This is a genomic window from Flavobacterium sp. (genome assembly GCF_044360715.1).
Taxonomy (GTDB): Bacteria; Bacteroidota; Bacteroidia; order Flavobacteriales; family Flavobacteriaceae; genus Flavobacterium.
In genome coordinates this window covers 95854-110073 of sequence record NZ_JBIKJY010000002.1, presented here as the reverse complement: position 1 = coordinate 110073, position 14220 = coordinate 95854, and the positions used below count along the sequence as shown (strand labels likewise).

15 protein-coding genes are annotated in these 14220 nt (G+C 30.2%); 9 read left to right on the top strand and 6 right to left on the bottom strand.

Going from position 1 to position 14220, the window contains the following annotated elements; genetic code table 11:
* Positions 1-76: 76 nt before the first annotated feature.
* The 6 genes from ACIQ16_RS01245 to ACIQ16_RS01220 all read left to right on the top strand — a co-directional run bounded on the left by ACIQ16_RS01245 (position 77) and on the right by ACIQ16_RS01220 (position 6324).
* On the top strand, positions 77-3853 hold the full coding sequence (locus ACIQ16_RS01245) for a TraB/GumN family protein (RefSeq protein WP_396148191.1): 3777 nt from the start codon (positions 77-79) through the stop codon (positions 3851-3853).
* A complete protein-coding gene (locus ACIQ16_RS01240; RefSeq protein WP_396148190.1) occupies positions 3854-4522 on the top strand; it encodes a queuosine precursor transporter in 669 nt (222 codons plus the stop codon).
* Positions 4515-5072 (top strand): DNA-3-methyladenine glycosylase I, encoded by a 558-nt coding sequence (locus ACIQ16_RS01235; RefSeq protein WP_396148189.1) that lies wholly within the window; start codon positions 4515-4517, stop codon positions 5070-5072. Before ACIQ16_RS01240 ends, ACIQ16_RS01235 begins: the two co-directional genes overlap by 8 nt.
* 109 nt (positions 5073-5181) lie before the next feature.
* The gene (locus tag ACIQ16_RS01230; protein WP_396148188.1) at positions 5182-5655 is read left to right on the top strand and encodes a hypothetical protein; all 474 of its coding nucleotides are present in this window, start codon (positions 5182-5184) and stop codon (positions 5653-5655) included.
* Positions 5656-5733: 78 nt separating this feature from the next.
* A complete protein-coding gene (locus ACIQ16_RS01225) occupies positions 5734-6042 on the top strand; it encodes a GIY-YIG nuclease family protein (protein WP_396148187.1) in 309 nt (102 codons plus the stop codon).
* Between the two features lie 60 nt (positions 6043-6102).
* Complete coding sequence (locus ACIQ16_RS01220; protein ID WP_396148186.1) at positions 6103-6324, top strand: VF530 family DNA-binding protein; 222 nt, start codon at positions 6103-6105, stop codon at positions 6322-6324.
* 86 nt (positions 6325-6410) lie between these two features.
* On the opposite strand, the gene aat is transcribed toward ACIQ16_RS01220, so the two are convergent.
* The 3 genes from aat to ACIQ16_RS01205 form a co-directional block, all read right to left on the bottom strand.
* On the bottom strand, positions 6411-7046 hold the full coding sequence (gene aat / locus ACIQ16_RS01215) for a leucyl/phenylalanyl-tRNA--protein transferase (RefSeq protein WP_396148185.1): 636 nt from the start codon (positions 7044-7046) through the stop codon (positions 6411-6413).
* A gap of 112 nt (positions 7047-7158) precedes the next feature.
* Positions 7159-7539, bottom strand: a complete 381-nt coding sequence (locus tag ACIQ16_RS01210) for a DUF3127 domain-containing protein (RefSeq protein ID WP_353076799.1) — start codon at positions 7537-7539, stop codon at positions 7159-7161.
* 12 nt (positions 7540-7551) lie between these two features.
* Positions 7552-8427: a flavin reductase family protein gene (locus ACIQ16_RS01205; protein ID WP_396148184.1), complete on the bottom strand. Its 876-nt coding sequence runs from the start codon at positions 8425-8427 to the stop codon at positions 7552-7554.
* Between the two features lie 276 nt (positions 8428-8703).
* Here ACIQ16_RS01205 and ACIQ16_RS01200 point away from each other — a divergent pair, with 276 nt between their 5' ends.
* Complete coding sequence (locus tag ACIQ16_RS01200) at positions 8704-9852, top strand: sensor histidine kinase (protein WP_396148183.1); 1149 nt, start codon at positions 8704-8706, stop codon at positions 9850-9852.
* A 41-nt stretch (positions 9853-9893) separates the two neighbouring features.
* On the opposite strand, the gene ACIQ16_RS01195 is transcribed toward ACIQ16_RS01200, so the two are convergent.
* The gene (locus ACIQ16_RS01195; RefSeq protein ID WP_396148182.1) at positions 9894-10283 is read right to left on the bottom strand and encodes an HIT family protein; all 390 of its coding nucleotides are present in this window, start codon (positions 10281-10283) and stop codon (positions 9894-9896) included.
* Positions 10284-10324: 41 nt separating this feature from the next.
* Positions 10325-10801, bottom strand: coding sequence for a transcription elongation factor GreA (greA, locus tag ACIQ16_RS01190; protein WP_396148181.1), 477 nt, complete (start codon positions 10799-10801; stop codon positions 10325-10327).
* Between the two features lie 149 nt (positions 10802-10950).
* On the opposite strand from greA, the gene ACIQ16_RS01185 reads away from it, so the two are divergent.
* Complete coding sequence (locus tag ACIQ16_RS01185; RefSeq protein ID WP_396148180.1) at positions 10951-11382, top strand: hypothetical protein; 432 nt, start codon at positions 10951-10953, stop codon at positions 11380-11382.
* A complete protein-coding gene (locus ACIQ16_RS01180) occupies positions 11382-11915 on the top strand; it encodes a glutathione peroxidase (RefSeq protein ID WP_396148179.1) in 534 nt (177 codons plus the stop codon). The genes ACIQ16_RS01185 and ACIQ16_RS01180 overlap by 1 nt, the downstream gene beginning before the upstream one ends.
* A 103-nt stretch (positions 11916-12018) precedes the next feature.
* Here the strand turns inward: ACIQ16_RS01180 and ACIQ16_RS01175 are convergent, their stop codons facing one another.
* Positions 12019-14196 (bottom strand): TonB-dependent receptor, encoded by a 2178-nt coding sequence (locus tag ACIQ16_RS01175; protein WP_396148178.1) that lies wholly within the window; start codon positions 14194-14196, stop codon positions 12019-12021.
* Between the last annotated feature and the right edge of the window lie 24 nt (positions 14197-14220).

Genomic DNA, 14220 nt, shown 5'->3' with positions numbered 1-14220 from the left:
ATTTTTTGTAAAAATTCATATTAAAAATCTTTTCAATTTATTATATTTGGGACAACTTAACTTAATAATTATCCCTTTGAAAAAGATTTTATTTTTACTTACATTTTTATCCCTTTCTACATTTGCACAAGAAAAAAAATACCAAAGTTTATTTTGGGAAATTTCTGGTAACGGATTAACCAAAAAATCCTATATGTATGGCACGATGCATGTTTCCGACAAGGTTTCTTTTCATTTGTCTGATTCGTTTTTTGAAAAATTAATGGCTTCAGATTTTATTGCTAACGAAAGCGAACCAAATACTTGGACAGAATTATACGATTTGTATGGATTTTATCAATCTACTCAAACAAGAAAAAATTTCTACACTAATTTCTATACTTCACCAATAGAAAAAGACTATTTATATTCTCTTTTCAGAGGTTCAAATTACAACTTAATTGGATTGTTATCTCGAACCAATCAAGCCAATCAAGAATTTCAAGAGGAAACCTATTTAGATATGTTCATTTATAGAACCGGAAGAAAATATGGTAAAAAGACATTGGGGTTAGAAAACGTTAAATCTACTACATTAAATATCGAAAAAGCCGAGGCGGAAATGGATAGAAGTGAAGTAGATGAAAACAAACAAGCTATTTTAAAACTATTAAAAAAACGTTCTTATGCTGAGGTTTTAAGAGATGCATATCGCGAAAAAGATTTAGATTTATTGGATACGCTAAACATGCTTTCCTCTCCAAAATTATACAACAAAGCCATGCTTTTTGATAGAAATGAAATTATGTCTACAAGTATGGATTCTATTATGAAAACAGGAAGTCTGTTTGCTGCAGTTGGTGCCGCACATTTACCTGGAAAAAACGGAATGATTGAAATGTTACGAAGAAAAGGATATACCGTAACGCCAATATTTTCTGATTATACTGAAAAAGGAAAAAAAATAAAGAAACAAATTGAAGAATATTTTGTAAAGCCTGTTTTTGAAATAAATACAACAGCGGATGAAATGATTTCTTTGCCTTTGTTTCCTTTGGTTTTAAAAAATGGCGAAAATTTAGAATCTCCAGATTTAGGAAACGGTGGCTATATTAATGTAAAACGTATGTTGCTGAAGGATTTTATTAGCAAAAAAGACGAAAAATTCAACCATAAAACGCTTGATAGTTTGTTTTTTGAAAATATTCCAGGTGAAATTTTAGAGAAAAAGACATATCAAGAAAAAAATAATTTTGTGTATGATATCAAAAGCAAAACTAAAACAGGGAAAAACGAACGCTATAGATATTATATAACACCACTTGAAATTATTTCTGTAATTATGAGTGGAGAAGGCGATTATGTTAGAAAATATGAAGATGAGGTGTATAATAATATTAAAATTAAATCGTACAAACAAGAGTTGACAACAGTAGTACCAAACAAGCAAAATTTTAAAGTTACGTTACCTTCTTATTACACAACAGTAGGAAATAAAAAAGACAATAAAAGACTGGAAGATACAGAAATTTATGCCTTTGACGAGCAAGAAAACGCACATTATTTTGTTATAGAAAGTACGATGATGGATTATGAAAATTTAGAGGATTCTGAATATGAATTGAAAAGAATGCATTATGAATTTTATGCGGTTCACGAGTTGGATTCTATGCAAACAAGCTTTGATAAAAATAAATTTGAAGTTACATCGCAAACAAAATTAAAAGATAAAAATATATATCTAAAATCGGCCTTAAAGGGAAATAAATATTATTTATTGGGAACTGTAAATGCCTCAAAAAATAAGGTAGATGCTTTTTTAAACTCATTCGAAATTACAAAAGCAAAAGAGGATATTGTTTATAAAACATTTAAAGATTCTACAGCTCATTTTTCTGTAGAAATTCCGAAACAAGAAAACGAATATTTAGATTTTAAATTTGAAAGAAAAAACAGGTATAAAGAAGATAATAAAACCAATCATTTTGAAGTAAAATACAAATCTTTTGATATTTTTTCGCCAAACAAAAGCAATATACAAATTACGTATTCGCAACCACATAGGTACGAAAGTTATGCCGTTTTAGATTCGCTTTTTAATCAAATTAAGAAAAACATTTCAGTAGATTTTGAATTTAAAAATTATACCGACAGCAATGAATTTAATTATTCTGACAGTTCCGTTGAAGTCGATTCTGTAGCAACAGAAGCCGTTAGCTTTAATTCTGTAGCAAACACTATTGATACAAATGATAAGGATAAATTTAATCCGTTAGATTACAAATCAACTACTTGGGATAAAACATTGGCATTAACATCGAATCAAAAGTTAGATTTGGTTAATGAAAAATTTACTAAAGATCCAGTTAATGATTTTTATGTTTACGAAGTTTTGGCTACAAAACCTAAAAGCACACAAGCTATTAAATATAAAATTGTGCTCAAAAAAGGCGAATATTATACGCTCACAACTTTAGTTGATAAAAATTACAATAACGATAATCCTTTTATTGAAAAAGTATTCAATTCGTTTAAAGTAGATGATGCTTCCATAACATCAAGAACCTTTTTTGAAAATAAATTCAGCATTTTTGAAGAAGATTTAAATAGCGAACACGATAGTATACGCTATTCGGCAATAAAATCATTTAACAATTTAACGATTGAAGAATCTGATTTTTCAAAAATTAAAAACCTGTTAGAAAATTTCGAATTTAGAAAAGAAGAAATGGATTTTAAAGGTGAATTATTTGAAAGCATTGGATCTTTAAAATCTTCAGAAGTACTTCCGTTTTTAGAACAAGCGTATAAAAAACAAGACGTTTCAACACAAACACAATTTTCAATTTTACGTGCTTTGGCTTTACAAAAAAGCAAAGTGGCATATAAAAAAATTGCCGAATTATTAGATTATGATTTACCTATTTCAGAAAGATATGTAATTTCTGGATTGTTTAATTTATTTATGGCAGACCTCGAAAATGCTCAAGTTTTATATCCAAATATTTTAGAATATTATAGTATTAATGAATTTCACGAGCCAATAGTTGAGTTTGTGCAAGTGCTATTAAATTCTGAAAAAGTATCATCAAAAAAACTAAAATCATACAAAAAAATGCTACTTACCAATGCGAAATTAGAATACAAACGATTGGTAAGTTGGAAATTTGAAGATGAAGCCAGTGATGATGATGACGAATATAATTATGATGATGAAAATGTCGCGCCTGTGGAAGCTTTAAATAGCTATTTATCTATTTTATATTCATACAAAAATGAAAAAGATATGCGCCAATTGTATGAGAAAGCAGAAAAATTAAATATTGACGATTTAAATGTGGCTATTGCTAATCGTGAATTGGCAAGAAATAAAAAGCTGGATAAACGTGTATTAGATAAATTAATTAGCAATCCAAAAACAAAATTTACGGCGATGCAAATGCTGTATCACAACAAACAAACGGAAGAATTAGCTGCGTTTAGTAAAGATAGTATTGTGATGAATGCCATTCATTATTATGAAGATTTTGATAAAAAAAATGATTCTATTGTGTTATTAGATGAAAAAATAGTTACACATAACGACAAAAAAATATCGTATTTCTTTTATAAGAAAATTAATATAGAAGCTGATTCGTATGGTAAAAATACTGAAAAGTTAACCGCTATTGCTTTTGTTTATGATGAAAAAAATCAATTAAATCTGAAAGCTTTTAGACGATTTGATGCTGAAAAAATTATTGATGATAAAGAAATTGATCAGAAAATGAAAACTATGATTAATGAATCGCTAAATGACAATCATTTGCGAGTAAATTTTTCAAGTAATCCAACGGATGAAAGTTACGAAGAAGAGGAATATTACGACGAATAAATGTTAAAAACCAAAAAAGAAATAGTATATATTATTTTGGCAGGTATTTTTATTACAAATGCCATAACTGCAGAACTTATTGGGGGAAAATTAATTCAAATTGGCCCTTTTGTATTAAGTATGGGTATTTTACCTTGGCCTATCGTATTTATTACTACCGATTTAATTAATGAATATTTCGGAAAACAAGGTGTGAAAAGGCTGAGTTACATCACAGCAGGTTTAATTGCCTACTGTTTTGTAATTTTGTTTTTTTCGATGAAAATTCCAGAAGCAAAAGGCATCAGTCCCGTTTCAAATGCTCAATTTACGGCTGTATTTGGACAAAGTAATTTAATTATTGTAGGTTCGATTCTTGCGTTTTTAGTCGCACAGTTTTTAGACGTCACGCTTTTTAGTTATTTTAAAAAGAAAACCGGAGAAAAAATGATTTGGTTACGAAGTACAGGTTCTACAGTCATTTCACAATTAATTGATTCTTTCATTGTAGGCGGAATTGCCTTTTATTTACCAGGAATTTGGAATACCAAACAATATGTAGAATATTCTTTAACTGGATATTCTTTTAAATTAATCATTGCAATTTGCTTGACACCGTTAATTTATTTTGGTCATTTTTTAATTGAAACCTACATTCATAACAACGAAAAACCAATAGTAAATGACTAAGAAACGTTGTGCTTGGTGCGAAAAAACCGATTTATACAAAGACTATCACGATAACGAATGGGGAAGACCTGTTTATGATGATGCCACATTATTTGAGTTTTTAATATTAGAAACGTTTCAAGCGGGACTAAGTTGGTATACGGTTTTAGTAAAACGAGATAATTTCAGAAAAGTATTTGCAGGTTTTGATGTGCAAAAAGTAGCTAAATTTACCGATGAAAAATTGCAAGTTTTAGCGGAAGATGCTGGAATAATTAGGAACAAGTTAAAAATTAAAGCTTCAGTAACAAATGCTCAAGCTTTTATAAAAGTGCAAGAAGAATTCGGAAGTTTTTCTAACTATATTTGGGCTTTTGTAGACAACAAACCAATTGATAACAAACCAAAAACATTAAGTGAAGTACCTGCAACATCAGAAATTTCGGATAAGTTAAGCAAAGACTTAAAAAAACGCGGTTTCAAATTTGTAGGTTCTACCGTTGTTTATGCACATATGCAAGCCACAGGAATGGTAAACGACCACGTTGCAGATTGTTGGGTGAGGAATTAGTGATCAGTCGCAGTGAACAGTCGCAGTCGCAGTTTTCGTCGCAGAATTTAGAAATTTGTTTTACACGCCAAGTTTGTCACGCTGAAAGCGTCTCTTTTATATTTGAATTATGAAAAAATTTATAGACGAAAGTCAATTAACTGATAAGGAAATTTTTAATAACAAGCATTATTTTTCAGCAAATGGAATAATGATGTATGCATTTTTAATCATATTTATAGTTATGATTTTTAAAGATATTTCATTATTTCATAGCGCTCCTGAAAAGCCATTTTTTGGAATTGTAACAGCTTTAGTTCTTTTTGGTATATTTAGTTACACAATGAATTATTTTGTTGTAAGTAGTAAATATCTTGTTGTAAAAAACAGTATTTGGCTTTTACAACAGCACGTTTATGATTTTGAAGATATTAAAGAAGTTGTGATTGATATGCCTTCTCGGTCTTCAATAAGATTGAGAATAATAACTACAGATTCTAATAAAGTTTATCAAGCAAGTAGTTTAACACAGAATACTTGGAAAGAATTGATAAAATACTTTGAGAAAAGAAATATAACAGTTCATAAAATTAATTTTGATTAAAGTAAATTGTATCGATTAACAAAAATAAACGCAATCTTTGTCATTCTGACGTAGGAAGAATCTATTTAAATCTTAGGTATGTATAAAACATTTGGGACACATAATTATTATGTTTACATCTTAACGAATCAAAAAAAGACAGTTTTATATACTGGTGTTACTAATGAGTTAAAAGAAAGATTATATTATTATTGCAATCCTGAAGCAAATAGCAAAGCGTTTACAGCAAAATATAAATGTTTTTTTTTAATTTATTATGAAAGATTTGAAGATGTTAATTTTGCAATTGATAGAGAAAAACAAATAAAAGGTTGGACAAGGATTAAAAAGGAAGATTTAATTAAAGAATTCAATCCAAATTTGAATTTTTTAAATAACGAGATTTAAGAGATTCTTCCTACGTCAGAATGACAAAAAATTAGAATAAAAAAATAAAATATACAGAAAATGAGCAACGATCCACTTCACGGCATAACGTTAAAAGCAATACTCGAAAAATTAGTCGAGTATTATGGTTTTGATACGCTTGGCGAATTGATAAAAATAAAATGTTTTAATGAAAATCCGACTATTAATTCTAGTTTAACTTTTTTACGAAAAACAGAATGGGCACGAAAAAAAGTGGAAGAGTTATATGTAAGAAGTTTGAAGAAATTTGATGCGAAGTAAATCTGTGTAAATTTGTTAGAATCTGTACTCAAAATAAAGAAACCTTTGCGATTCTCTGCGTTCCTTTGCGAATCTCTGCGTAACAACTAACTTTTCAAAATCGCTAAAAACTCTTCTCTTTCAATTTCTATACAACCCAAACTTTCTAAATGATTATTATGTACTTGGCAATCTAAAAGTTTATAGTTAGCCAATTCTAATTGTTTTGCTAAATGAATAAACGCAACTTTACTCGCATTAGGCACTTTTGAAAACATACTTTCACCACAAAACACATCGCCTAAATCAATTCCGTATAAACCGCCTACTAATTCGTTATTTTGCCAAACTTCTACGCTTTTTGCATAACCTAATTCATTTAGTTTACAATAAGCAGCTATTATTTCATCCGAAATCCAAGTTCCATTTTGGTCTTTTCTTGGTGATTTTTGACAATTGGTAATAACAGCTTCAAAATTTGTATTAAAAGTAACCTCAAATTCTTTTTTGAGCAGTATTTTTCTCATACTTTTCGTAATTCGTAAATTTTCGAAAAACAACACCATTCTTTCGTTTGGGCACCACCAAAGTTTTGGTTCATCAGCATCATACCAAGGAAAAATTCCGTTTTGATAGGCCAATAAAAGTCGTTCTGGAGACAAATCACCACCCACAGCAATAATACCTTCGGGTGAAGCTTCAGAAGCTGGAGGAAAATAAAGTTCGGGTGTTAAAAAATACATAATAAGAAATTCCAATTTTTTAGATTTCAAAGTGCAATAAAAATTCCAAATTCCAAAATGAAAACAATTGGAATTTGGAATTTAAATTTTAGAATTTACTTTTAATCGAAGATTAAAAAGGTAAATCGTCGTGTTCTTCTTCTTTAAAGTCTGTTGCTGGTGCAAATGCTTCAGCAGCAGGCATTGGAGGCATATCTGGAGCACTTGCAGGCGCAGGATTTGATAATCTTTCTATTCTCCAACCTGTAATGGTATTAAAATGTTTTACTTCTCCTTGTGGAGACGTCCATTCTCTACCTCTTAAATTGATTGATACTTTTACTTGCTCGCCAACTTGGTACGAATTTAAATCGTCCACTTTTGCTTGTTGAAATTCAACCGAAATATGTTGTGGATACTGCTCTTCAGTAGTAACAACTAATTCTCTTTTTTTAAATGAAGCGCTTACATCTTGTGTAGCTCCAATTACTTTAATTTTTCCAATAACTTCCATAACTCTAATAATTTATTTTTGTGCTAATAACAATTTCCAAGCGTTTAAAACCTGATTATTGTCTAAATATTCTTTTGCTTTTTTAAATTTTGTATTAAAATCGTCTGAACTTAAAACCGCTTTTACTTCAAAATTTTCTTTTACAAATATAGTAATTTCTTCGTCATTTGGAATAGCTTCTATATTTCCTAATTTTCCTAAATCATTTCCGTTAAAATAACCACTTTCTTTAATGAAATCGGGTATCATATCTACGCCAATTCCTAAAGTAGTTAATGGTTTTTCCACTTCAAATAATCCTGCGTTAGCTCGACTATACCAATTCCCACCTAAACGTGAAACGACATCAATTTTGTGTTGATCAATCATTTGGTTTTCGTCAAGAACACTTTCGTGAATGTGAATTTTTACCACTTCACAAATGACTAAATTTCCTGCACCACCTTCTGTGCCTAATGCAATAATGTCGTTTACTTTACATTCAAATTGCACCGGACTTTCTGCCACTCTAAATGGAGCAACACTATCTGATGGCAACATAGTAAACCCTGCTTTTTCAAATTCGTTGATTCCATCTGGATATTCGGTACTTGATAAACTCATTTGTTGCACCATATCGTAATTTACGATATTAATAACGACTTCACGTGTGTCTTGTGCGTTTATCAAAGTATGTTTTATAGTATTGTTTCGAACCCGTCTGGCAGGCGAAAAAATTAAAATAGGAGGGTTGCTGCTAAATACATTAAAAAAACTAAATGGCGATAAATTCGGATTTCCATCTTCGTCCATAGTGCTCGCAAACGCTATTGGTCTTGGCGACACAGCAGTTTGTAAATAACTTTGCAGTTTTACTGGCGATATATCTTTTGGATTAATGCTTAACATAAATTGTATTTTTTACAAATATAAAGCAAATCAATCAATTGAAATGATATTTCTTTTTACAAATGTTAGCAATTTTTTTGCCACGAATTTCCGAATTTACTTTACTGAAAAATGTATTTATAAATTTTGATTCGAATTAATTATCGACAAAGTCGATTCGAACCTTTTTTATATTTTTAATTCGAGAATTCGTGGTTGGATTAAAAAAACCAAAAAACTATTAACTTATTTCTAATTACTATTCACTTTTTCTTATTTTTACTCAAAATACTTTTTATGCAGTTTTCTGAAAAAAGAAATCTTACACGATGGATTATTATTATTTCATCGTTTTTAATTGCTTCCTTAATTTTATGGAACACCTATGTTTTTTTTCAAACTTTTAAAGAAGAAGAACGCAATAAAATGGAACTTTGGGCAACTGCTTTGAAGAATTTAAGAAATGCCGATGTTAATGCCGATATTCAATTACCAACGTTTATTATTGAAAACAACAAAAACATTCCATTAATTCTTACTGATAAAGAAGGTAAAATTTTAAGTAATTTGAATTTAGGTGAAATTGAAACTGATACTCTTAAGGTTAAAGCGTTTTTAAATAAAATTAAAAGTCAAAATGCTCCAATAAAAGTCCAATTTGCTAAAGACGATTATCATTTGGTATATTATGGGGATTCTCCCATATTAAACAAACTAAAATATTATCCAATTGCCTTATTATTAGTAGCGTTTTTGTTTGGCGGCGTAGTGTATAATTTTTATCGAGCAACAAAAATGGCAACCCAAAATAAACTTTGGGCAGGAATGGCTAAAGAAACCGCGCATCAAATAGGTACGCCTTTATCTTCATTAATTGGTTGGTTGGAGTTATTGAAGTTGGAAAATGTTGAAGCTACTACCATTGAAGAAATAGAAAAAGATATAAATAGGTTACAAACTATTACCGACAGGTTTTCTAAAATTGGTAGCGAACCTATCTTAGAAAAAAGAGATATAATCGAGGAAACCAAATCTTCATTTGAGTATTTGCAATCTCGTGTTTCAAAACAAGTAATTTTTGATTTCCGAGCACCTGAAAAGCCACTTTATGTGTTACTAAATCCTACGTTACATAGTTGGACAATTGAAAATTTAGTAAAAAATGCTATTGATGCTATGAAAGGAAAAGGTAATTTGTCTATTGAAATAGTAGAAGGCGATACTAACGTTTTTATAACGGTTACAGATACTGGTAGCGGAATTGCGAAGAATAAATTTAAAACAATTTTTGAGCCGGGTTATACGTCTAAAAAAAGAGGTTGGGGCTTAGGCTTGTCGCTAACCAAACGTATTGTGCAAGAATATCACAAAGGAAAAATTAGAGTAGTGCAATCTGAAATTGGTAAAGGCACCACTATGCAAATGATATTTAAGAAAGAAAGTTAAAAAAAATCCACAAACTCATTTAAAATTTGTGGAAATAGTTTTTATAAATTCTCAGCAATATCTTGTGCTAATTTTGAAAATTCTTCGGGAGTCAAAGTTGTTTTTCTTTGAAAACGCATATCGTCCATATCTTGAAGCGGAATTAAGTGTACGTGTGTGTGAGGTACTTCTAAACCTACAACAGCCACACCAATTCGTTTACAAGGCACTGTTTTTTCCAAAGCAATGGCTACTTTTCTTGAAAATGCCATTAATCTTAGATATAAATCTTCATCCATATCGAAAATTTTATTTATTTCTTGCTTTGGAACACATAACGTATGGCCTTTCGCATTCGGATTTACGTCTAAAAAAGCAATAAAATCATCGTTTTCTGTAATTTTATAACAAGGAATTTCTCCGTTTATTATTTTGGTAAAAATAGAACTCATTTTTTTGGATTTTGGAATTTCTAACTTTGGAATTTCAGAAATTAGTCACGTGTAATTTCTAAAACTTCAAATTTTAATATGCCGTTTGGCACATTAATTTCTGCAATTTCGCCTACTTTTTTCCCTAATAATCCTTTTCCAATAGGAGAAGTAACAGATATTTTTCCTGTTTTTAAATCCGCTTCACTTTCTGCAACTAATTTGTATTGCAGTTCCATTCCGTTAGATTGATTTTTGATTTTTACATTAGACAATACCAAAGCTTTCGACACATCTAAAGTAGATTCATCAATAATTCTTGCGTTTGATACTAATTCTTCCATTTTAGAAATACGCATTTCTAATAAACCTTGCGCTTCTTTAGCTGCGTCATATTCTGCGTTTTCAGACAAATCTCCTTTGTCTCTTGCTTCTGCAATAGCTTGTGACGCTTTAGGGCGCTCTATAGATTTAAGTTGATCTAACTCGTCTTTTAAATGTTTTAATCCTTCTGCTGTGTAATAAGATACTGTGCTCATAACTTCATTAATTTATAAAATAGAAAAAATCCCACAACTATGGGATTCCCTTTTTGCAAAGATATAATTTATTTAACTATTTTTCGTTTACTATATTAGTTTGTCAAATATAAATAAATTAATTTTGATAAATCAAATAAATATAAAAAATGAAAAGAATTTTTTACTTTCTTATTTTGTTTACCGTCTTTTTGTCTTGTGATAGAGATACACAGACCGATAATAATAATCCATATTTGCCAAATTATTCCTTTGAAGTGATACTAAATACGAGTTTTCCACAATATTCAAGTTTAGCATTTCCGTCTAATGCGGTTTATGTAAATTCTGCTGGTGCAGGAATAAGAGGTTTAATTGTTTTTAATGCAGGAAGTGGTAATTTTTTAGCTTATGATGCCGCTTGCCCAAATCAGCCTTTAACCGATTGCTCTACGATGACAATTAATGGGATTAATGCAAAATGTCCGTGTGACGATGCCGAATACAGTTTGTTTACAGGATTGGCGGCTGGAAAACAATTTCCAATGAAAGCGTATCGTGTACAAATGATAGATGCAACAACCATAAAAGTGTTTAATTAATGTTACAATCCCTATTTTCTTTTTTAAAAAAAGAAACAATAACCTATCCAAAAGGTTCAATTCATTCATTTATAGTGACCGATTTAAAAGGAAACCAGTTCGATTTTTCAACTTTAAAAGGTAAAAAAATAATGGTAGTTAATACCGCATCAAAATGTGGCTTAACACCTCAATACGAAAAATTACAGAAGATTTACGAAAAATATAAAAATAAAAACTTTGAAATCATCGGTTTTCCAGCCAATAATTTTTTATGGCAAGAACCAGGCAGCGCATCAGACATTGAAAGTTTTTGCAGTGTAAATTATGGTGTAACATTTCCTATGATGGAAAAAATCTCAGTAAATGGAAAAAATATGCATCCCATTTATGAATTCTTAACAAAGAAATCAAAAAATGGCGTGAAAGACGCTGCCGTAAAATGGAATTTTCAAAAATTTCTTCTTAACGAAAAAGGAGAATTAGAAAAAGTAATTTCACCAAATACCCAACCAGACGACAGAAGCATTACAGCTTGGATTGAAGGAAAATAAATCACCACAACGTTTGTATTGCTGAAAGCATCTCTTTGCATTTTTTCAACAGTGTTGTTTAACAAGAGACCCTTCAGGGTGACAAACGTCGGGGTTATTTTTATTAAAACTTCAAGTTCATTCCAACTAAGAAATTGATTCCCGCTTGCGGATAAAAACCAACGCCTTCAATTGTTGAAATTCCTGGTCCGCTCCAATTATCATTATATGTGTAAAAATAGCCGTTCGATTCATACGTTCTATCGAAAATATTATTAATTAAACCTGAAAACACAATCGATTTTATGCCTTTGTTGATTTTCCATTCGTAGTTTATGTTTAAATCTGATGTGTTATAATCGGGTAAAATTGATTTTTCAGCATCAATATTTCCCATATATTGTTTACCAACATATTTGGTTAATAACGAAATTTGTAACGTGTTAATTGGGGAATATGTTAGTGCGTTTCCTATTACCATATTTGGTGAATAAGCAATATTTGTATTTCCTAAATTGGTTAAAACGCCATCTCGTTCAAAATAGAAATCTTTGTTTTTATTTGTACTTAAAGTGATGTTTGGTTGTAAAACAAATTTAGAAGCAAGTTGTAAAGCCGCTTCTATTTCAATACCAGCTCGCATACTTTTTCCACTATTTTCAAAAACAGGACTACCCACATCATTTAAGGCGCCAGTCGCTACCAATTGATTTTTATATCTCATATAAAAGGCATTAATATTCAAACTGGTTTTTTTATTTTTAAATTTATATCCCAATTCATAATCTTGTAAACGTTCAGGTTTGATGCTTCCACTTTCATAATCATCTCTACGAGGTTCTTTGTTTGCAATTCCGAAATAACCATAAATAGAACTTTCTGTATTTAATGTATATGTAATTCCGGCTTTTGGATTGAAGAAACGGAACGTATCATTCACGTCATTAAATTTTATACTATTCGCTTGATAGAAAACCATACGATATTGTAAATCAGCAAAAACATTGAATTTTCCAAATTGTTGCGATGCTTTCGAGTAGAAATTCACATCGTTTTTATTTCCAAAATTGTCATAGTATTTGTTGGAATTTGGCACATAATATTGTGTCCAAACTACTTCGCCAAAATGTTTTCCTTGATATTTATTTGCCGCTCCACCAATTATAACATCTGTTTTTTCAGTTTTATAATTTAAAGAAAAAGTGGTTCCAAAAAAAGCATTGTCTAACCAACGTTTTCTGACCAAATCAGTACTTGTATTACCATTAAAGTCAGGCAATACATAATCTGAAAACAATTCGTCTTCTTTATATTGTTCAAAATAGCCTTTTCCTAAAGTATAGTGCAACGCAAGATTTGATTGCCATTTTGAAGTTAGTTTTTCATTCCAATGCAATTGAAAATGATTTTGCCAATAATTATCGGTTTCATCATCGTAAAATTGAGTATTTCCAAATTCATCTGTATACTGACCAGCCGAATTATATGTTCTATCATTTTTTAGTTTTTCTTCATCTTCCAAACCATTCCAAGCCTGATACGTTTTTTCTTTTCCGCCAAAAGCAATTGCTTTAATAATTGTATTTTTTGTAATATAATTGGCATCAAAATAATATCCAAATAAATCAGATGAAGCCCTATCAATAAAACCATCCGATTTTATTTTAGAAATTCGAGCGTTCATTTCGAAATTATTATGTAATCCTGTTCCAAACACTAATGTGTGTTTACGGGTTCCGAAACTTCCAATGGAATTAGCTATTTCAGCATAACTGTTTTGTTGTGCAGCTTTGGTTTGTAAATTTAAACTCGCACCAAAAGCACCAGCACCACTTGTTGAGGTTCCAACACCTCGTTGTAATTGAATGCTTTCTAAAGAAGAAGCAAAATCAGGTAAGTTAACAAAGAAGGTACCTTGACTTTCACTATCATTAAATGGCACACCGTTTAAAGTTACGTTAATTCTTGAACCATCGGATCCACGAACCCGCATATAGGTATAACCAATTCCTGCTCCGGCATCTGTTGTTGTTACAACTGAAGGTAAATAATTTAATAAAACAGGAATGTCTTGCCCTAAATTTCTGGGCGCAATTTGTGCTTTAGAAACATTTGTAAATGTAATTGGGTTTTTGTCTTTTGCTCGTACGCCATAAATTAAGACTTCTTCAATTGATTTTACAGAATCTTTTGGTTGTTCTTGACTGTAAGAACATAGAGAAAAGAGAATAGAAAATAGACTTAATTTATAAATCTTTTGCCTTTTGCCTTTTGCCTTTTGCCTTTTTAAAAATACATTCATACTTCGTAAATTAATACGAATAAA